The following is a 20982-nucleotide window of genomic DNA, read 5'->3' as shown; positions in this document are numbered from 1 at the left end:
AGGTTGCGGCATCACGATCGCAAGCCGCGGCCGTCCTCGTCAAGCTGACCTAGCAATTCGCGAACCGCCTCGAGGATTTCCTCGCGGGTGGCGCCGGAGCCGGCGTGAAGCCGCATGGTCACGCCCTGGCGGTTGCTCGACTGGACCGAAGCCATCTGACGACCGTGCCGTGAGAAGACCGCCATCGTATCCTGGCGCGCTCGATCGGTATCGTTGGCCGCGAGAAGGGCCTTTATTACGTCCGCGGCGGCAACTGCCGGGCGATTGCCATTGCGCCGGGCCATCTGCTCCTTGGCCAGACGCTGTGCCTCCTTGCGGATTGCAGGTGCCTTGCTGGTATCGTCGAGCGCCTGGGCGAGCGGATAGGCCGGCTTGAGCTGGACATCGGCAGGTGACGCAAAGGCCTCCAGCACATTGTCCGGGATTGCGGCGACCTTCAGCATTTTCGACAGCCAGCCCTTGGAGAGCTTGAGGCGTTCGGCCATGCGGGTCATGTGATTGCCGTAATGTTCCTTGAGTGCGGCCGCATAGTTGCGCGCGCGCTCAAGGTCGGACACGTCCTTGCGGGCACGGTTCTCCAGATCGGCGAGCCGGAAAGCCGCTTCGTCGTCGAGCTGGACCACTTGCGCCACGAACTGCATGTCCGGGTAGGAATGCTGGCGCAGCCATGAAATCGACCAGTGCCTGCGTGTTCCGGCGATGACCTCGAAGTCGTGCTCCGGGTCGCCCTCGATGCGGCGCACCACCGCAGGAACCTTCTGGCCCCCTTCCGCGATAATGGAATCGATCAGTTCGCGGCAGGATTCTTCGGTCAGGTGGACATAGCTGCGGGCATTGCCGGTCCAGATACGGACACGCGCGGGGTCGAGCAGCAGCTGCGTGACCTGGCGTACCTCACCGCTGGCGACGCGGGCGAGGGCGCTTTCACGTCCGAGCAGCGTTGTACCACGCGATCTTTCCGCCCTTGTAGGCGCGACTGGAGGGGGAGCGGTGGACTCTGCCTCATTCTTGGGCGTGAGATCGGCCGTTATTTCGTCGTCCGAGAGCAGTGCGGCGAGATAATCGGATTGCTTGCGGGCCATGAGCTTACCTCGAGCGACACTCTGCCACTCGACGGGCAGAGATTTTCGTGGAGAACAAACAGGGAACTGCGCGATGCCACAAGGCCGCGCTGTCGAAGGAGAAAGGGCTCAGGTCAGCCATTGACGAGCATGTCCTCGTCGACTTTCTGGCTGCGTCCCCAACCGGCGCGGACCAGTTGTTCGATTTGGCCCAGCGCTTCGTCCAGGTTGGCACGGCAGCGCTTGTGCGTTCGCGGCGTGCCGATCGGCTTTTCCAGCTCGTAGACCGTCATCATGCGCAGCGCTGCGTGGCTGATTTCGGCACTTTCGAGAATCGGCACCGGCAGGAGGGCGGGGCCGAAAGTCTGCTCCATGATGGTGCGGACCATTTCATGGCTGGGATCGTTGCCGTCGAACTTCGAGCAGATCAGCCGCACGAACGAATAGTCGACCTCGATGCCGACACCGGTGAGCTGGTCGAGTACCTGATCCATCATCGAGAGGAACTGCACGGTCGAGCAGAAGTCCGGCGTGGTTGCGGCCAGCGGCACCAGCAGGGCATTGGCGGCCTGCATCACGGCCAGGCTGATGGTCCCCAGCGCCGGCGGCGGATCGAGAATCACCACGTCGTAGTCTCGCGCAAGGTCGGTCAGACCCTTTTTGAGCTTGCGGAAACGGGCGGCGAGCACCGATTGGCCGTCCGAACCGGCCGCAGCCAGTTCGTATTCGACGTCGAACAGTTCGAGGTTCGACGGGATCAGGTCGACGTTAGGCCAGGGCGTACGCTTGACCGCGTAGAGCAGGTCCGCCTGGGTCGGATCGATTGAAAGATAAGGGTAAAGGGTCTCTTCGCGGGTGATGTTGAAGTGCGGATTGAAGCCGAACAGCGTGGTTGTGGTGGCCTGGCTGTCGCAGTCGACAACCAGTACCTTGTAGCCATGCACCGCGAAGAAGTGGGCAAGATGCGTGGTGACGGTGGACTTGCCGACGCCGCCCTTGAAGTTCTGAACCGCGATCATTGCCGGCACATCGAGCGGAGCGCGCGCTGGCGAAGCGCCAAGCACTTCGCGCATGTGCAGCATGTCCTCGATCGAATAGCCAAGACGGCGGCCATTTTCGCCGGCCGGGGGAGGGGGCAGGCGGCCGTCTTCTTCGGCCATGCGGATGCGATTGGTCGAACAACCGAGCAATTGTGCGGCTTCGGCAATGCCGGTACGCACGTTGAGGCCCTTGCGGCTTTCTGGCAGAAAGGCTTTGCGCCGCAGCCGCTCGATCATTTTTTCGCCGGCTTCTGCAAGATCTCCGATCTGCGAAATTACGGCATTCGATTCAGCCACGCGGGACTCCATTGAAGCACTTTTGCGGACAGAATATTCAATTTCATTCAATTGAGCAATGGGACACGAGCAATTCCTGCTTATGGTGCCTACATGACCGCGTGAGACGCAATATCTAGTGCAAAGCGCGTTTGACGCGAAGGACCTTGTGGGATTTCGGCCACCTTTACCGGGCGAATCTGCCGCCATTCCGGCGGTACGACGGGAGGAACAGGGGCGGGTGATTCACTGGGATCGACCGCGTTCTACGTCATGTGTTGCTGCCGCCATCCCGCTATTTCAGCATGATTCACTCGCGGCGAATATGCAGGATCCACAAGGGCTGTTGGGTCTTCATTTCGCCGGGTACGATCGCATTGTAGAGCAACGGATGCGGCTGCCGAGTACCGAGGTAAAGGCTTTCATGACCTGCCTGCCCGCTTTCCCGGGCTCGATGTTTCCCCGGGGATACGGGCGTATCCCCCGGTTTCCGGGAATTTCCGCCGCCCTTTGCCTCCCCGGGCGCAGCACTTCATGCAAGTCACCGCCGAATGTGCCGTTGCGAACTTTGATGCCGAGCGCGCGGATCGCATCGCAACCGCGCATGGTGCCGTGGACGCCCGTGCCCGCCACGCCCTTGTGCAAGGGCACAAGGGCGTGGCGGGCACGGGCGTCCACAGTGCATTCGGGGAACCTCCACCGTTGATCAGCGTCAAGTCGTCGCCCGCAATGGAGACGCCTATCGCACCCATCAGGGCCAGTCCGGGTGTTACATCCCAATGGCCGCCTGTTTCGGGTGCGGGCGGAAAGCGGACGGCTCACACGGCGGCCGGACCCGAGCCCATGCCGGTGCTTCAGCAAATCCCGCTTGTCCGGATCTTGATGTTGAGCCTCAGGCCGCGGTGCGCAGGGCGTCTTCCTGCGGTAGTGCGGCCCAGCGCATCACGGCATCGGCGGCACGTGCCGCCGGGGCGGTGCCTTCGAGGAGGGGGGTACCGTCAGGCGCCCAGGTCATGCCGGCGATGGAATAGGCCATGCGCTGCCTTTGCCACGCAACATAGGCACCATGCTGCGCAAAGGCACGGTCGATGGCCGCAATGGGCGCGCAATCGGGCGCGACCACTTCGCCGAAATGCCACATGGCGTAGTCCTCGCTGCCCTGCCAATCGATACCCTTGGCATCGACAAAAAGGCAGGGGCGCGGGCGGATCAGGAACTCGTAGACCTGGCTGCTGACGTCGCCGACATAGAGGTCGGCACCCAGCGTATAGGTCATGTCGTTGCAGCGCGGTGAGCCAAGGTCGACGATGATCCGGCCGGTTTCGGCCAGCGCTTGCCAGCTCAGCCGGCGGCGCTTGCTCCACGACTTTGCCATGCGGGCGTGCGGGGCGATGACGAGGTTGTAGCGCCCGTCCTTGCGCACCGCTTCGGCCAGTTGGCGTCCGAAGCTATCGAGCGAACTGTGCTTTTTCGAGAAGTGCGGGTTGAACAGGATCGTCGGCCGCGCGTTGTCGAACAGCGGCGGGCGGGCGATGCCGCGCTCCAGGATCGCCGCCAGCTTGATCGGTCCGGCGACGAGGCAATCCTCGGGCGCGACGAGGCCGCTGGCGATCAGCCGGTCGCGGTCCTTGTTTCCGGCCACCAGTACCTGGTCGAACAGCTTGAAGCGCGGCTCGAAGCCGACCGCGCGGTCGCCCGCACCGTGGGGAATGTGTACGATGGGGGGGCAATCCGGGCGCAGGCGGCGCAGGATCGTCGAGGTCCGCTCGGCGCAGAGCAGGACGCGCGCGCGCGCGAGATGGCCGCTCCAGGTCGCCAGTGCGAGGATCTTGCCGAGCCCGGCCTTGGCCAGCGGTCGCAGCGCAAGCGGTATCGTCATTATCGTGATCGCTGGCATGGCCAGTCCGTTTCCGCGGATCACCGTGGCTGCGGCCGCAGCGTCCTTGTGCGAAAGCACGAAGAGGGTGACCGATCCCGGCTGGCGGCGCTCGATCTCGCAGGCGACCGGGACGATGTGCGCAAACTGGTGGATGCCGCCGATGGCCACCACGTGGACCGGTGTGGCGGCATCGCTGCCGCTCGAATGGGCGGGGGAAGGCGAGAACGAGCCGGCTTGTCCGGCGGGCATGTTGGCGACCGATTGCGACATGGGCGGTGCGATGCCATGGGCGCATATCGGCCCGATGGGGCGAACATTTGATTTTGCCCATGATCGGGTCCAGTTTCGGGGGCCGGTCGCATCAACACGGAAGGTTTGCGCAGCACCGATGCAAGTCCTGCTGGTCGAAGACGACGAACGCCTTGCCGGCCACATCGCCAGCGGCCTGCGCGCCGCGGGTCATCTGGTCGAGCATTGCGACAATGGCCGCGACGGGCTGGTCCGCGCGACGTGCGAGCGTTTCGATGTGATCGTGCTCGACCGTATGCTGCCGGGGCTCGACGGGCTCAAGCTGCTTGGCGCCTTGCGCGCGACCGACGATGCGACGCCGGTGCTGCTGCTGAGCGCACTGGGCGATGTCGACGAGCGGGTGCGGGGCCTGCGTGCGGGCGGCGATGATTACATGGCCAAGCCTTTTGCGATGTCCGAACTGCTCGCCCGGCTCGAGAGCCTGGGCCGGCGCGGCAGCGCCCCGGCGGAACCGGCCGAGCAACTGCGGGTCGGCGATGTCGAGATCGACCTCGTTTCCCACGTCGTCTCGCGCGGGGCGCGGCGCATTCCGCTGACCCTTAGGGAACTCAGGATCGTGGCTTATCTCGCCCGCAATGCCGGGCGCGTCGTCACCCGCTCGATGTTGCTCGAAAACGTCTGGAACTACGATTTCGATCCGCAGACCAACATCATCGACCAGCACATCAGCAAGCTGCGCCAGAAGCTCACCACAGGCGACGAAGCGCAGGTCATCCACACCGTGCGCGGCGTCGGCTACGTGATGCGCGTCGAATGAGCCGTCTGTTCCGGTCGCTGTCGTTCCGGCTGGCGCTGTTCTATGCCGTCTTGCTGTGCGTCTCGGTCGCGCTGGTTGCGGCCATCGGCTACCGGGTCTGGGTCGCCTGGCCGATGCAGGAGATCGAAAGCGAAGTCGACCGCGAGGCGGACGAGATGGCCAGGGTCCTGCAGAACGAGGGTATCGACGCGACGCGTCTTGCGCTGGAGCGGCGCATGCGGTCCGCCGGGGTGCGCAAGTCCTTCCACGCGCTGATCGCGCCGGACGGCGAGATCGTTTCGGCCAATTTGCCCAGTTGGCCGCGGCGCCCGTCCAGCCATATGACCCTGATCGAGGCGGATACGTTCCTTGATGGTTTCGAGGACGATTACACCGCGCTGGTGCGCGATCGCACCTTCGCAGACGGCACCCGGCTGCTGGTGGGGCGCGATGTCGAGGAAATCCTGCGGGAAGACGAATTGCTGCGCACGGCGGCCTTGTGGATCGTCTGCGTGACCCTGGTGCTTGGTCTTGCCGGCGGCTGGCTGATGAGCCGGGCGATCGGCCAGCGGATCGAGACGCTGGCCCGGACCGCGCGGCAGGTCATGGATGGCGATCTGTCCGAGCGGGTGCCGGTGCGTGGAACCAGCGACGATTTCGATCGCCTCAACGAAACGATCAATCTCATGCTCTCGCGCATCGAAGCCCTGTTCGGCACCGCGCGGCGGGTTTCGGAGAATGTCGCGCATGAATTCCGCACACCGCTGGCGCGGTTGCTGACCCGCTTGGAGGCCCTTGAACACCTGGAGCCGGAAGGCACGCCCGCGCGCGAGGAGATCGACAACGCGATCGCCGAGGTGAACCGGCTCCAGCGGATTTTTGCAGCTTTGCTGCGCATCTCGCGGTTGGAGGGCGGGCGGCATCCGCTGCACATCCAGCGCTGCGATATCGTCAACCTGCTGGAGGACCTTGTCGAATTCTACCAACCCGAAGCCGATGCTCGCGGCATCGAACTGGTGCTTGACGCGCAGCGTCCGCTGGTGGCTGACCTGGACCTCGACCTCATGTTCCAGGCGCTCAGCAACCTGCTCGACAATGCCCTCAAATATGTGCCCGGCGGCGGCCGCATCGAGGCCTTTGCGAGCGGGGAGGGCGGGCTGCACATCGGCATCGCCGACAACGGCCCCGGTCTTTCGCGGGAGGAGGCCGCACGCGTGACCGAGCCGTTCTTGCGCGGCGAGGATACGGCAGGCCGTGCCGGTGAAGGGCTTGGACTCAGCATGGTCGCGGCCATCGCCCAGGTGCATGGCGCGCGGTTCCGGCTGGAGGATAACCGGCCTGGCCTGAGGGCGCTGCTGATCGTGCCGCCGCGCTTGCACTGAAGCGGTGTCTCGGTTAGCCAGCGCCGTCCGATTTCTTCGTATCGAGGAAAACGGGCTAGATCGCGCCGGTGCCTCGAGAGAGGCTTAATAGGGAACGCGGTGAGAGGGGTTACCCCTTGAATCCGGGGCTGTCCCTGCAACTGTAAGCGGAGAGCGCGATGCATAGCGCGGCGGGGCAAGGACGCCCGCCGCAGCCACTGGGCCGGACGCTAACTCCTGCGAGGCCTGGGAAGGCCATGCATCAAGCGATGACCCGCGAGCCAGGAGACCTGCCGGCGTATGGTCGCTCTCGCTTTGGTCCAGGGGATGGCCGAGGCCCGGTGATTTTTCCGTCTGAGCGACGAACGAGCGGTGGAGGCCGCATCGGTTCGTGTCGTGGTCGCCCCGGGCGTCCGGCCGTCGACGCGCGCTGACCGTCGTCGACGGCACGTCTCCGCCTCCAGTCGCAGGCGCCGGGGGAAATGAGATGAATTTCGGTAGAATCGCGCTTGGCGCGAGCGCGGCGCTGTGCGTGCTGTGCCCAGTACCGGCGTTGGCCGGGGATGTTGCGGATGGGGATGCTGAAGCCGCGACGGAAATCGTCGTCTTCGGACGCGGCGAGGCAAAGATCGGCACGGCCCATGCCGCCAGCGAAGGCAGCGTGGGCGGGTCGGATCTGCTGGTTCGCCCATTGCTGCGCGTGGCGGAACTGCTGGAGGCGGTACCGGGCATGGTTGCTGCGCAGCATTCGGGGAGCGGCAAGGCGAACCAGTATTTCCTGCGCGGTTTCAACCTCGATCACGGCACCGATTTCACGACTTATATCGATGGCGTGCAGATGAACTTGCGCAGCCATGGGCACGGGCAGGGCTATCTCGACCTCAATGGCCTGATCCCGGAGATCGTCGCGCGCGAGGATTTCCGCAAAGGTCCCTACCGCGCAGATGGTGGCGACTTTGCGCTGGCCGGTGCTGCCTCCATGACCACTATCGACAGGTTCGACCGTCCGTGGCTTTCGGCCGAGGCGGGCTCCTTCAACTCCGCCCGCCTTGCCGCGGGCGGTACGATCAAGGGCCTTGGCGGCGGCGACCTGACGCTGGTCGGCCAGGCCAGGCGCTACGACGGCCCGTGGGAAAATGACGAGCATTTGCGACACTACGCAGGCTTCGCGAAGTACCTGCGGGGGCTGGGCGAGGGTAAGTTTCAGGTCTCGTTCCATGCCTATCAGGCGACATGGCGGCCGACCGAGCAGATTCCCGAACGCATCATCGGTTCGGATATTTGCGGTGATGTGTTCTGTTCGCCCGATCCGACCGCGCGGGGCCGGAGCACGCGGCTGATCGGCAATGTCCGGGTCTCGCAGCCGACCTGGAGCGCGAACGTCTATGCCCAGTATTACGACTGGGCCATGTATTCGAACCCGACTTATGCGGAGGCGGACGGCACCAGCGCGCAGATCGACCAGTACGACAGACGCTGGGTGACCGGGCTTGCCGCCAGCAAGCAGTGGCAATTGGCGGGCACCCTCGAATTCTCGGTCGGCACCGAGAACCGCTATGACCATATCGGCAACGTTGGCGTGAACCGCACTACGGCCCGGCAGGTGCTCTATTCGCTGGGGCGCTACCAGGTGGAGGAACTGTCCGGCGCGCTCTATGGCGAGGCGACGTGGAAACCGCTGCCGGGCCTGCGCCTGACGGGCGGTTTGCGCGGCGACTATTACTACTATTCGGTGCGCGCACGGGACGCAGCCGCAGTCGCGCTCGGCGCGGGCAAGGGGCACGATTCCATCGTTTCGCCGAAATTCTCGGCAGCGTACGTGATCGCGCCGCAGCTGGAACTCTATGCCAACTGGGGGCGGGGATTTCACTCGAACGATGTGCGCGGCGCGGTCAATGTCGATACCCCGGTGCCCGTGCTGGTGCGCGGCACCGGCAAGGAACTGGGCGCGCGTTTCCAGTCCGGCACGTTCTCGCTGACGGGTACGTACTGGTGGCTGGATGTGGATAGCGAACTGCGCTTCGTCGGCGATTCCAACGCGGTCGAGCCGACCGGGGCGAGCAGGCGCCATGGTTACGAAATGGTCGCGTTCTGGCGGCCGCTGCCGTGGCTTGCGCTCGATGGCAACTATATTGCCAACCACTCGCGCTACGACAACGGCGACCGTATTCCGAACGCCTTCGAGAATGCGGCGTCGGCGGGTGCGGCCATCGTCCTCGACCCATGGGAGGTGAGCCTGCGCGTGCGTCATCTCGGGCCATATCCGCTGGTCGAGGACAACAGCGTGCGCGATCACGGCAGCACCGTGTTCAACGCCCGTGCGGCGTGGAAGGGCCGCAAGGTCGAGATCTACGGCGAGGTCCTCAACATCCTCGACAGCCGGGACAAGGACATTGCTTACTATTACGAATCCTACATCCCCGCCTTCGATGCGGACGGCCCGGTCGAAGGCCGCCTCAGCCGCGTGATCGAACCGCGCACGTTCAAGATCGGCGCGCGCTACACGTTCTGAGCCACGGGCTCCCCGCAAGCGGCGTTTGCGGGGGGCTTGCTCAGCCCACGTCCGGACGGATCGTCTTGATGTCCTGTGTGGCGGCCCACTGGGCGATATCCTCGCGCCGCAAGGCGGCCGCCATCAGATCGGGGAACTGGTCGGGCGTGCAGGCAAAGACCGGGATGTCGAGCGCGGCGACGCGGGCCGAGAGCGCCGGATCGTGGGCCGGACGGCCGGTGTCGGTCAGCGCCAGCAGCACGATCACGTTGACGCCGAGCCGGGAAAGGGCTGCCAGCCGGTCGACCAGGGCATCGGCATCGCCGCCTTCGTAGAGATCGGTGATCAGCACGAGGTGCGACTTGGCGGGGCGCTCGATCCGGTCGGCGCAATAGGCGACGGCGCGGTTGATGTCGGTGCCGCCGCCAAGCTGGACGCCGAACAGCACTTCCACCGGATCGGCAAGCTCTTCCGTGAGGTCGACGATGGCGGTGTCGAAGCAGACCAGCTTTGTCGCCACCACCGGCAGCGAGGCCATGACCGCCGCGAAGATCGAGGCATAGACCACCGAACTCGCCATCGAGCCGGACTGGTCGACACAGAGCACGACTTCGTCGAGATCGACGATGCGGCGCTGCTGGCGCATGAAGCCGACAAGGCGCTCCGGCACCACCGTGCGTTGTTCGCTCTGGTAATGGCGCAAGTTGGCGCGGATCGTGCGCGGCCAGTCGATATCGGCAAAGCGCGGACGGTGGGTGCGTCGCGACCGGTCGAGCGCGCCGCGAATGGCCTCTGCCGTGCGGGCCTCCAGTCTCGCCATCAGTTCGGCCACCACTTTGCCGATCACCTCGCGCGCGGTTTCGCGGGTCTGTTCCGGCATGACCGAGCGGAGCGAAACCAGGTCGGCCACGAGATTCACGTCGGCCTCGACGGTCGCCAGAAACTCGGGTTCGAGCAACATCTGGCGCAGGCCCTTGCGTTCGAACGCGTCCTTCTGGATCACCTGCACGACCGGGGCGGGGAAGAACGCACGAATGTCGCCCAGCCATTTCGCCACGCTCGGCGCCGATCCGCCAAGACCGCCGCGCCCTTTCTTCGGCGCATCCGCGGCACCGCCATAGAGCGCGCCGAGTGCATCGGACATGCGCCGATCCGATGGAGACAGCGGATCGGGGCCGCTCTCGGGATCGATGCCGAGCGCCAGCGTCCAGCGGCGGCTGCGTTCCGCTTCGCTCATCGGGGTGCTCCTGCAGCCAGAAGTTCGAGAATGCGCTTCTCCTGCATGGGCCACAGCGCCGCAGCGCCCGGCACCAGGCGATACCCCGCTCCGCCGCCGCCTACGCCGCCGGGGGAGCGGTCGAACAGCGCGTCCATCAGCCGGCGGCGTTCGCTGTGGTCCAGCACGGAAAAGACCCGTCGGAACAGCGGCAGGCTGGATGTGAAGGCGTCTTCGTCCAGCGAGAGCAGCCAGTCGTCCACCGCGGCGCGAAGTGCGCGGTCGTGGATCAGCCGCTGGCCGGCGCCTTCGAAGAACCCCTCGAAGAACCCGGCGGCCTCGGTCACCGGCGTTCCGGGCGAGAGCATGCGGGCGAGCAAGGTCGCGGCTTCCTCGGCGGCGAGGTATTCGGCGGCATAGAGCAGCCGCGCGGCGGTGCCGGAGACGATACGGGTGGCGTGATTGTCGTGCAGCAAGGCGCGCAGGGCGCTTTGCCAGGTCGCGACCACGGTTTTGTCCAACTGCGCCAGTTCGATGGCGCTGTCGGCGGCGACAACGGCCTTGCGCAAGGTATCCGCAGCATCGCCGTCGAGATTGCGCGCGGCATGGGGAAGGGCCAGCGCGGCCTCGACGACGATGCGCGGCATCAGCGCGGCCAGATGCGCCACGGTACCGGCGCGGGCCTCGCCGTAGCGCACGATGTCGGCCATCGGCGGCAAGGCTGCAAGCAGGGCTGCGCAATCGCTGGTGAGCGCGGCACGGGTTTCGAGCGCTGCGGTGCCGAATTCGGCGGCAGCGGCAAGATCGGCGGTCATCGCCGTGCGCACCAGCGCGGCCAGCCTGCCGAGGTCGGACTCGGTGCGCATCGCCTCCATCAAACGCCCGGCGGCGGCCTGGGCGATGGTGGAGCCATGGATGAGATTCTCGACCAGTCGAACCGCGAATTCCCCCTGCCACGAGAGTACCCAGTTTTCGCGGAAGGTGCCCCTGCTGCGCCCGGCATCGGCCAGCTTGCCCCATGGCACGTCGAGGGCGAGCAGGCGGTGCAGCAGGGTGGAGCGGGCGAGGCCGCTTTCGCTGCGCAAGTCGAGCGTCAGCGCGCGTTCCAGTGCCTCGGGCTTGAGGCGGGTTGTCTTCTGCTGGCGCTGGAGGTCTTCGAGCAGCGGGGCGAGCGGAATGCCGGGCGGGATCGCGCCGACTTGCGCGCCGATCAGCAGTTCGGCGGAAATCTCGTTCCACAACGCCGCCTCGCCGCCGCACAGGCAGGCGATGGCCACTTCGCGCAGTTCCTCGAAGCCGGGGGCGGGGCGGCCGCGCAAGGCGGCCAGCGCGACGCCGAGGCGCTGCGCCTCGATCACGCCTGCGGTCGAGACGAAATGGCCGCGTTCGCGCAGCGCGTGCGCCGCTTTGGTCAGCCAGCTGGCGGCGCGGTCGGGGCCTTCGTGCGCTGCCCAGACATGCGCGCACCAGCCCGGGGCAACGACGCCGGCACCGTAGCCGCTCGCCCGGGCGAGACGAGGGGCGGTCCAGGGCGCCCAGGTGGCCCGGACTTTGGCTTTCGGGCGGCCCTTCAGAATCTCGCGATCGGATTTTGCTGCATGTTTTGCTGCAAGCGCGGGCACGTGCCAGGCACCGCAGACAACCGCGACCGGCCCGTCGCATTCCTTGGCGGCACGGCCGATTTCGAGGCGCATGTGGGCCTCGCGCGCGGCTTCGCGCATGGAGAGCGGCGGTCCTTCGCTGCGCAGTGCGCTCATGGCATCGGCTACCGCGGCGAAGATCGGGCCGGGATCGGGGTTTTCCTCGATGACGTCGGCCCACCAGGATTCGCCGTCGGCATAACCGGCGGCAGCGGCCAGCGTGCCGATGGGATCGCGGCTGACCGCATCGTCAGCCTGCGCTCCGCCGTGCTCTTCGGCGTCGTCGTGGTGGGCGCCGAGGTGGTCGGAGGCGGGCAGGTCGATGAAGCGCAGCATTGCGCCATGCTGCACCGCCCAGCGCGCGGCCTGATACTCCGGCGAATAGTCCGTGAACGGGAAGAAGCTCGCGTTTGCCGGGTTCTCTTCCGCCCACGTGAGCAGCGCGATCGGGGTCTCCATCGCCGGATCGGCGAGCAGCGGCAGCAGGTGCGAGGCGTCCGCCGGGCCCTCGATCAGCACGGCGACCGGCTGGAGCGCGTCCAGCGCCTCCACCAGCCGGCGAGCGGAGCCCGGGCCGTGGTGACGAATGCCGAAGAGGGAAACCGGGGCGGACATGGCGTCAGATCAGGTCGGTCAGCGAGGCATAGTAGCCTTCGAAGCCGTGCCGCTTCTTCAGGACGGTTTCGAGGTATTCGCCGAGCACCGCCTTGTCCTGCACCGGGTCCTTCACGACCGCGCCGATCACGTTTGCGGCCAGCGTTTCGGGGGTCAGCCTGCCGTCGTTGAAGAACGTTGCCTGGCTGATGCCGCCGACCACCACGGCGATCGCTTCGGCGGTGGATAGTCCGCCCGAGGGGGACTTGAGCGCGACCTTGCCGTCCTCGGTCGTGCCCGCGCGCAGTTCGCGGAAGATCGAGACGACCCGGGCCACTTCCTCGGCGACGTTGCGCGGGGCGGGCAGGTCGAGATTGTGGGCCATCTCCTCCACCCGGCGCACGACGATCGCGACTTCTTCCTCGGCACTGTCCGGCAGCGGCAGGACAACGACATTGAAGCGTCGCTTGAGCGCGGAGGACAGCTCGTTCACGCCCTTGTCGCGGTTGTTGGCCGTGGCGATCACGTTGAACCCGCGCCGGGCGTAGACCGATTCGTTGAGTTCGGGGATCGGCATCATCTTTTCGGAGAGCACGGTGATCAGCGTGTCCTGCACGTCGCTGCCCATGCGGGTCAGTTCCTCGAGCCGGCAGAGCTTGCCGCCTTCCATCGCGCGCATCAGCGGGGTGGGCACCAGGGCCTCGCGGCTGGGGCCTTCGGCCAGCAGGCGGGCATAGTTCCAGCCGTAGCGGACCTGATTTTCGTCGGTTCCGGCGGTGCACTGGATGACCATCGTGGAATCGCCAGTGATCGCGGCGGCGAGATGTTCCGAGACCCACGATTTTGCCGTGCCCGGCACGCCCAGCAGCAGCAGCGCGCGGTCGGTCGCCAGCGTGGCGACCGCCGCTTCGATCAGGCGGCGGTCGCCGACGTATTTGGGCAAGATCACGGTGCCGTCGGCGGCATGGCCGCCCATCAGGTAGGTGACCACCAGCCTGGGGGAAAGCACCCAGCCCGGCGGGCGGTGTCCGGTATCGCCGGCGGCCAGGGCGGCCAGTTCGGCGGCATGGCTCAGTTCGGCGGGCAGCCTGAGCTTCTCGGTCATCACAGGTCTTCCTTGCTTGCCACGGCGGGCGAATGGTCGAGCGCAGCATTGAGCCGCAGCATGTCGAGGCGGGGATCGGCTGCGGCCATGCCGTTTCGGCCAATTCTCTCGAGCGCATCCACGGCGGCCCGGCGCGAGGCGATGAGGCCGAGCGCAACAAGTTCGCCGGTCACCACAGCAGTACCGCGCGCCGTTTGTGTGTCGTTGGCGGAGAGGGCCGCGAGCAGCGCCTTGCCTGCGGGGGAGACGATGACGTTGTCGTTCATGCCCGAGCCTCCGGCGAGGGAAAGCACGCCCGTGAATGTCTCGCCCGCCGCCAGTGCGGCGCGGGCGAGGGCGGCTTGCCCGGCGGTTCCGAGGCGAGGGCGCAGTTCGGCGGCCAGTGGCGCCATGCCGGACATGGCGGCCGCCAGAACTTGCGCGACCGCTTCGACGGCACCGTCCGAACCCGACCGGGCGACCATCGCCACAAGACCGACATCGGCATCGGGGCTTTCGCCCCATTGCCAGAGCGCGGGCAGGTCATCGGCGCCAAGGCCCAGCGCTGCTGCGAAGGCGGCAAGGTCGACCATATCGAAAAGCTGCCGGCGCCGCGCGGCCTGCGCGGGGGTCTTGATCGGGCAAGCACCCAGCACCCGCGTGCGGCGCAGCAGGCCCTTGGTGCGAAACTCGAAGAATGCGCAAAGCTCTTCCGCATCTTCGCTGCCTGCGCCGCTGCCGTGCCCCAGCCGTGCGTGCAACATGGCGGACATGGTCTTGACCTTGGGCGCCCGGTCGCCGGTCGCCAGCTGGCCGAGCAGTTCCGCGTCGGCCTGCGAGAGCCTGTTGGCCAGTACGCCCACAAGGCGTAGCCGCTCGTCCGCGCCGAGGGCGGCGAGTTTCGCTTCCAGCAGCGCCCGGGCGCCATCCGGATCGTGCTGACGCAGCACGGTGAATGCCACCTTGCGCGCAGCGGGCCGGAAATGGTCCCAGTTTTCAGCCGTCAGCGGATCGCTTGCCTGTGCATGGCCCGAAGAAGCGCCAGCGCTCCGATCCGCCCAGTCGCGCCAGGGGGCGTAGACATCGGGCGCATCCTCGTCGCTGGCGGTCGGCATCCAGTCGGCGGGGTGTACGCTCCAGCCGCGCTGCGCGAGGAACTGGAGGAGTTCGGTGCGAGGGCGCGCTTCCCGGGTGGCCGCGAGGGTGCGACGGACAAGCGGGCGGATCCTCTCGGGCACCACGGGCAAGGTGAGCGGGGGCACGTCGGGCAGCACCTGAAGCGGGGAGGGCGGCTGGGCTACCACACATGTCGCCAGGAACTGCCCGGCCATTGCCAGCAATCGCAGTTCCGCTTCTGCGGGATCGTCGCCCAGCACAGCCCGCCAGACTTGTGCCTGCGGCGCGGCGGCGGTGCCCATGGTCCAGCGCGGCAGGACCGCGCCGAGGGTGTCGAGGATGGTCTCGGGCGCGGGGTCAGGCATGGCCGTCGATCCGCCCCCACGCGGTCTGCGCGGCCAGCAGCCTCAGGCGATTGCCCGACCACAGCGCCGCAGCGCCAAGAAGATCGGTGCCAAGGGCGAGGCGGATGGGTTCTTCCGCCAGCGGCAGCGTGACGGCGGCGTCGGCCGATTGCCACCAGCCTGCGCCCGATGCGTCGAGCGCAAGGCGGCCCGGCGGCAGCAGCATCGGTACGTCCAGCGCCCAGGGCTCATGGCGCAAGGCCGTGGCAAGCGCCGTAATGGGCTCGGCTTCCGCTTGCGGCCATGTGCTCTCGGTTTCGCCGGAGCGGCGCTGGATCAGCAGTGCCCGCAAGGGGGCAGAGGAGGGGTAGAACAGCAGGTCGGCCAGGAAACGCTCGCCGGGCGTGAAGGCGGAAGCGCGCCGTCCGGCGCTGGCCGGGAAGAAGTCCTGCAGCATCGCAAACCGGGGGCTTGCGCTCTCGCGGTTCAGATCGAGCAGCCAGCAGGTTTGCGAAACGAGCCCGTCGCGGCGGGTGCGGACATGTTCGGCCAGCACTTCCCAGGAGCCGGACATGATGAGCGGATCGGGCGCGGCCAGCAGCGTCTCGCGGCTTTCGGCAGTGGTCACCGCGCGCAGGATGGCCGGATCGCGGGGGGCGGCACGAAAGGCGCGGGCCAGCGTGACCAGTTTGCCCAGTTCGACAACAGCGCCGCGTGCACGGTCTCCGGCTGGTAGCGCCAGCAGCCGGGCGGGCAATTCGTCGACCCGTCCGGCCAGGGCCGCCGCCTTGCCGTCTACCAGCCGGGCGGCGATGCGGCGGCAGCGCGTGGTCGCCTCGTCGATGAAAGAGGCAAGGCCCATGCGCAACTGGTCGCCGATCCACTGTTCGAGCGCGTCCATCGCCTCGAGAGCGGCGCGCTCGGTATCTTGCGCGCGTTTGGCCGATGCGGCTTCGCGGCGGGCCGCTGCCTTGGGGTCTTGGCTAGCTGCGGCTTCGGGTTCGGCGGTGCGTGCGACAGAAAGGTCCCTGGGCGCGCCGGGCGCGGCAGCGGGCCTGGCTGCGCCTCCCGTGCGCCTGCGGCCGAGCCAGTCGCTCACCCACTCCGGCGTGTCGGCCGCTGGAAACGGCAGGATCGCCTCGGCCCGGATCCACAGCAGCGCGAGCACATGCTTGCAGGGGAACTTGCGCGAGGGGCAGGTGCACTTGTTGCCGAGGTCGCGCAGGTCCGCCATCACGCGGTAGGGATTGGCGCCGGAGCCTGCACATTCGCCCCAGATCAGCGTGTCATCGGCGCTGATGCCGATGCCGGACCACTTGGCGGGCCTGGTCAGTCCCGCTGCGGCCTTGAGCGAGGATTGGTCGGCGGCAAGCTGTTCCACCGCGCGCAAGTCGATCGTCACGAAACGCCCCGTCCCCTCATGAGAGGACAGCATATCGCCGGAAAATCAAACCTCAATGACAAACCGGAAGCATGCGGTTCCCATGGAGGATAACCCGCCCTAGGCGGCCGCGCGCAAGGTGACCGGGATCGACTTGTAGGCTGGCGTGCCGCTGACCGGGTCGTGATCGCCCAGCGGCACCAGGCAATTGGCTTCCGGATAATAGGCCGCCAGCGAGCCGCGCGCGATGGCGTGGGCGATCACCGTGAAGCCCCGCAGCACCGCGCCGCCAGCGGCTTCCACATCGACCACGTCGCCGTGGGCGAGGCCCATTTGCGAGAGGTCCACCTCGTTCGCGAAGATCACGTCGCGCCGCCCGGTGACGCCGCGATAACGGTCGTCGAGCGTGTAGATCGTCGTGTTGTACTGGTCGTGGCTGCGGATCGTGGTGAGCAGGAGCCTGGCATCGCCGCGCTCGTCGACGTGGGGGTGGGCAAAGAACTGCGCCTTGCCGCTGGGCGTGTTCCAGACGCGCTTGTCCGGCGCGATGGTGAGGCGGAAGCCGCCCGGCACGCGGACCCGGGCGTTGAAGTTATGAAAGTCGGGGTAAACCTGTTCGATCTTGTCGCGAATGCGGTCGTAGTCGGCGACGAGGCTGTCCCAGTCCACTTTGCTCGTGGGCATTGCCGCCTTGGCGAGTCCGGCGACGATGGCCGGTTCCGAACGCACTTCCGGGCCCGGCGAAGACAGCTTCCCGCGCGAGGCGTGGACCATCGACATGCTGTCTTCCACCGTCACCCATTGCGGGCGGCCGTTCTGGAGGTCCAGCTCGGTGCGGCCGAGGCAGGGCAATACCAGCGTTTCCTTGGCCGTGAGCAGGCAGGTGCGGTTGAACTTGGTGAGGATGCTGACCGAAAGGTCGAGCCGGCGCACCGCGGCAAAGCAGGTTTCCGGATCGGGCATGGCCACGGCAAGATTGCCGCCGAGCGAGATGAGAGCCTTGGAGCGCCCCTCGGCCATGGCCTGCAGCGCCTCGACGGCATTGTGCCCGTGCTTGCGCGGGCTGGCGATGCCGAATGCTGCATCGAGCCGTTGCAGCATGGCTTCGGCGGGGATCTCGGTAATACCGACGGTCCGGTCTCCCTGCACGTTGCTGTGGCCGCGCAGCGGGCAGATGCCCGCGCCTTGCTTGCCGAAGTTGCCGCGCAGCAGCAGCAGGTTGGCGATGGCCTGCACGTTCTGGGTACCGTGGCGGTGCTGGGTGATGCCCATGCCGTAGCATACGATCACCCGCTCGGCCTTGATGTAGACTTCGGCCATCGCCTCGATGGCATCGCGTGACAGGCCCGAGGAGGCCTCGATCCATTCCCACGATGTCGCGTCGAGATCGGCACGCAGTGCCTCGAAACCTTCGGTATGCTGGGCGATGAAGGCATGGTCGAGGGCGCCGGCATCGATCACCCGTTTCATCATGCCTTTCAGCATGGCAAGGTCGCCGCCGATCTTCACCTGATGGTAGGCCGAAGCGAGCGGCGTGGCGCCGCCGGGGCGCAGCATTTCACCGGGATGCTGCGGTGACTTGAAGCGTTCCAGTCCGCGTTCCCGCATCGGGTTGGCAACGACGATCGGCACGCCGCGCCTGGAGGCAGCGGCCAGTGTCGAGAGCATGCGCGGGTGGTTGGTGCCGGGATTGTGGCCGATGCAGAAGATCGCGTCGGCATGGTCGAAATCGTCGAGCGTGACGGTGCCCTTGCCGACGCCGATCGACTGGGGCAGGCCGACGCTGGTCGCCTCGTGGCACATGTTCGAGCAGTCGGGGAAATTGTTGGTCCCGAACTCGCGCGCGAAGAGCTGGTAGAGGAATGCGGATTCGTTGGAGGCGCGGCCCGAACAGTAGAACTCCGCCTCGTCGGCATGCTCCAGCGCCTGCAGCGCGGCGCCGGCATGGCGGAAGGCTTCGTCCCAGGTCACCGGCACGAAGTGGTCGGTCGCGGCATCGTAGCGTAGCGGATGGGTGAGGCGCCCGGCGTCCTCGAGCCGGTGGTCGCTCCAGGTCCAGAGTTCGGATACGGTGTGGCGGGCGAAGAAGTCGGGATCGACCCGCTTGACGGTCGCTTCCCAGGTCACCGCCTTGGCGCCGTTCTCGCAGAATTCGAACGAAGAGGTGTGCTTGGGATCGGGCCAGGCGCAGCCGGGGCAGTCGAACCCGTCCGGCTGGTTCATCTCGAGCAGGGCGCGCGTGTGCGTGCTGGTCTTCATCTGCTCGCGCACGGCGCGCGCCACCGCGCCCAGCGCACCCCAGCCGCCTGCCGGGCCGGAATAGTCGGCAACGCCTTCCACCGGCGTTGCATCGATGGCGGCTTGGGCGGCTTGGACGTCCTGGGGGCTGCGATCGGTCATGGGTCTGTTCTTTCGGCTTCCGGCTTTGCCAGCCACGGGGAAACGCAGCGGCGCGATGATTGTGCCTCTCCCCATATGATTTCGCCAGATTGTTTCCGGTCAGCGCAGGCGCATTATTTGCATGCCGGGCCGCCGCCGAGTTCGCCGCGGATGGCGTCCAGCTCCGCAAGGAACAGGCCGCGTGCGTGCGCAGCATAAGGATTGCTCTCGATCGCCTGCCGCACGCCGGGGGCATCGTGGCGGACCATGTCCACGGCCTGCTTCAGCAGATCGAAACTGCGGGTGGTGATGCGGCCCGGCAATTCGTCCATGCGCAGCAGGGCATGGGCGATGAGGTGGGTGAGACCCTGCGTGAAGGCGGCCTCGCGGTCGTGTTCGTCGGGGGTGGCGATCAGGATCTTCAGGCCGAAGTGCTTGCGCAGGAAAGCGGCAAGGCGGCCCGCACGTCGTCCGCGCAGCGGGCAGAGCACCAGCTTCAGCCCGCGCGTTCCGGCAAGGATGCTTTGCGGACCGAACATCGGATGGCTGGCGACGAGGTCCACGTATGGCGGCAGTTCGGCCCGCATCGCGGCGCTCGCCTCCACCTTGGTGGAGCAGACATCCACGACCAGCGTTCCGGGCATAAGCAGGGGCGCCATTTCCCGGCACACGTGCGCCAGAGCGGCGAGCGGAACCGCGATCACCACGAGATCGCATCGGCATGCCTCGCGCAAGGGGACCATCGTCACGCCTGCGGGAACGATTTCCGGCGGATGCGGATCGTGGGCAAGGACAGTCAAATGCGGCGCCAGGTGCTCCGCCATGAGCCGGCCGAAAGCGCCGAGACCGATGATCCCGAGTGAGACTTGCGAAGCGGATTTACGGATTTCCACGAGTTCGAGCCTTTTGAAGAAAGGCTGCGTAACCATGGTCGAGTAAGGAGGATGTTCAACCGCTGGCTACGCAGCGGTTGAGAACAATAAGACACTCACCGCTGGGTCAGCGGCGGTAATAGTTGCTCGCGGTGAGAAACGTCTGTGTCATGGCTGCATGGCTAGGCCGGGCGGGAAACGGAGTCAATGCCGCCACTCGCACCATGCGGTTTACTGATCCAACCTTCATCATTAAATCATCACAAAACTGTCAGGATTGTCGCGGGAATGTCAATGCGGCGGCCTTGTCACCGAGCTGTCATGGGCCCTGAGCAGTGGCCGCTCGCCTAACCGAGCTCAGGGAACACATCGCCCATGTCGCTGCCGCGCGCTCCATTGCTTCGCCGTGTCTCTCTGGTTTCGCTGGCCGTGGCCGCCATGGCTGGCTCGGCCGCACCGGCCTTGGCCGAGGACGCCGCTGCGCCGGATGCCGATACGGCAAACACGATCGTCGTGACCGGCGATCTTGCTGCCCAGCGCAAGGCCCTGACCGAAAAGCGCGAGGCCTTGAACGCCGTCGAGACGCTTCAGGCCAACGACGTGGGCAAGCTGCCCGACCAGAACCGCCTTGCGGTGACCGGCGACGCAAGCGGACTGATGTGCACCGCTACGACCCTCGTCCGCCACCGCGAGGAGGACGACAATACCAGGTCGGTCACGCTCGGCCGCGAGTTCGACGATGTGGCGGGCGGCAAGCTCGAACTGTCGGGCGGCTGGACCCGCGCGACCAAGGACGACCCGGTCCGCAGCGAGTTCACTTTCACGGGGGCGAAGGGCAAGACGGCGATCGATTACGACGGGTCGACCGATCCCTACACGATGGTCGCAGGCGACGCCGCGTTGTTCGCCAGGCCTTCGTCCTTTGCATTCAGCAAGTACAATTTCGAGCAGCGTCATGCTTACGAGCAGCTCTGGCAAGGCCGGATCGACTACACCCACCCCATCGCCATCGGCGACGGTTCCACCTTCGCGATCGGTGCCAAGTACATCGACCGCCACAAGGCGGATGACCACGACAAGGTCGACTACAAGGCCGGCAGCACGAAGTGGACGCTCGACCAGGGCGGCGCCACCATGGGCGACGACAGCTTCTATGGCGGCATGTTCGATTTCGGCACCCGCATCGATTACGCCGCCGCGCGG

The 20982-nt window shown here is 66.6% G+C and carries 14 protein-coding genes and 1 riboswitch (1 of these 15 cut by a window edge); of the genes, 4 read left to right on the top strand and 10 right to left on the bottom strand.

Translation table 11 applies throughout. The features are described from left to right. Positions 1–11: 11 nt before the first annotated feature. From DM450_RS22610 to DM450_RS22600, 3 genes are all read right to left on the bottom strand, one after another. A complete protein-coding gene (locus DM450_RS22610) occupies positions 12–1082 on the bottom strand; it encodes a ParB/RepB/Spo0J family partition protein (protein ID WP_142639320.1) in 1071 nt (356 codons plus the stop codon). A gap of 113 nt (positions 1083–1195) precedes the next feature. Beyond that, positions 1196–2338, bottom strand: a complete 1143-nt coding sequence (locus tag DM450_RS22605) for an AAA family ATPase (protein ID WP_242526629.1) — start codon at positions 2336–2338, stop codon at positions 1196–1198. Between the two features lie 931 nt (positions 2339–3269). Next, complete coding sequence (locus tag DM450_RS22600; protein ID WP_142639316.1) at positions 3270–4526, bottom strand: glycosyl transferase; 1257 nt, start codon at positions 4524–4526, stop codon at positions 3270–3272. A 118-nt stretch (positions 4527–4644) separates the two neighbouring features. On the opposite strand from DM450_RS22600, the gene DM450_RS22595 reads away from it, so the two are divergent. The 3 genes from DM450_RS22595 to DM450_RS22585 all read left to right on the top strand — a co-directional run bounded on the left by DM450_RS22595 (position 4645) and on the right by DM450_RS22585 (position 9174). After that, the gene (locus DM450_RS22595) at positions 4645–5322 is read left to right on the top strand and encodes a response regulator transcription factor (RefSeq protein ID WP_142639314.1); all 678 of its coding nucleotides are present in this window, start codon (positions 4645–4647) and stop codon (positions 5320–5322) included. Beyond that, the gene (locus DM450_RS22590; RefSeq protein ID WP_142639312.1) at positions 5319–6683 is read left to right on the top strand and encodes a HAMP domain-containing sensor histidine kinase; all 1365 of its coding nucleotides are present in this window, start codon (positions 5319–5321) and stop codon (positions 6681–6683) included. The genes DM450_RS22595 and DM450_RS22590 overlap by 4 nt, the downstream gene beginning before the upstream one ends. Positions 6684–6732: 49 nt before the next feature. Next, positions 6733–6975: riboswitch (cobalamin riboswitch) on the top strand. A gap of 174 nt (positions 6976–7149) precedes the next feature. Next, on the top strand, positions 7150–9174 hold the full coding sequence (locus tag DM450_RS22585) for a TonB-dependent receptor (protein WP_142639311.1): 2025 nt from the start codon (positions 7150–7152) through the stop codon (positions 9172–9174). Between the two features lie 40 nt (positions 9175–9214). Here the strand turns inward: DM450_RS22585 and DM450_RS22580 are convergent, their stop codons facing one another. The 7 genes from DM450_RS22580 to DM450_RS22550 form a co-directional block, all read right to left on the bottom strand. Further along, positions 9215–10390: a VWA domain-containing protein gene (locus tag DM450_RS22580; protein ID WP_142639309.1), complete on the bottom strand. Its 1176-nt coding sequence runs from the start codon at positions 10388–10390 to the stop codon at positions 9215–9217. Beyond that, complete coding sequence (locus tag DM450_RS22575) at positions 10387–12624, bottom strand: DUF5682 family protein (RefSeq protein ID WP_142639307.1); 2238 nt, start codon at positions 12622–12624, stop codon at positions 10387–10389. Before DM450_RS22575 ends, DM450_RS22580 begins: the two co-directional genes overlap by 4 nt. A 4-nt stretch (positions 12625–12628) precedes the next feature. After that, on the bottom strand, positions 12629–13708 hold the full coding sequence (locus tag DM450_RS22570; RefSeq protein WP_142639305.1) for an ATP-binding protein: 1080 nt from the start codon (positions 13706–13708) through the stop codon (positions 12629–12631). Beyond that, a complete protein-coding gene (locus DM450_RS22565; protein ID WP_142639303.1) occupies positions 13708–15168 on the bottom strand; it encodes a DUF5691 domain-containing protein in 1461 nt (486 codons plus the stop codon). Before DM450_RS22565 ends, DM450_RS22570 begins: the two co-directional genes overlap by 1 nt. Then, positions 15161–16549 carry an SWIM zinc finger family protein gene (locus DM450_RS22560; RefSeq protein ID WP_142639301.1) on the bottom strand — a complete coding sequence of 463 codons (1389 nt, stop codon included), beginning with the start codon at positions 16547–16549 and terminating at the stop codon, positions 15161–15163. Before DM450_RS22560 ends, DM450_RS22565 begins: the two co-directional genes overlap by 8 nt. Positions 16550–16648: 99 nt before the next feature. Beyond that, entirely contained in the window at positions 16649–18928 is a 2280-nt protein-coding gene (locus tag DM450_RS22555) for an FdhF/YdeP family oxidoreductase (RefSeq protein ID WP_142639299.1), read from the bottom strand. Between the two features lie 113 nt (positions 18929–19041). Then, positions 19042–19800: a prephenate dehydrogenase/arogenate dehydrogenase family protein gene (locus tag DM450_RS22550; protein ID WP_185928818.1), complete on the bottom strand. Its 759-nt coding sequence runs from the start codon at positions 19798–19800 to the stop codon at positions 19042–19044. 354 nt (positions 19801–20154) lie between these two features. Between DM450_RS22550 and DM450_RS25965 the strand changes: the two genes are divergently transcribed. Then, positions 20155–20982: the 5' portion of a hypothetical protein gene (locus DM450_RS25965; protein WP_185928817.1), read on the top strand. The gene runs 324 nt beyond the window's last position; the window shows 828 of its 1152 coding nt (coding positions 1–828); the start codon lies at positions 20155–20157; its stop codon lies beyond the right edge, outside the window.

This window comes from Sphingomonas sp. IC081 (assembly GCF_006874585.1).
Taxonomy (GTDB): Bacteria; Pseudomonadota; Alphaproteobacteria; order Sphingomonadales; family Sphingomonadaceae; genus Novosphingobium.
The sequence above is the reverse complement of the archived record's forward strand: the minus strand, read 5'-3'. Positions and strand labels throughout refer to the sequence as shown.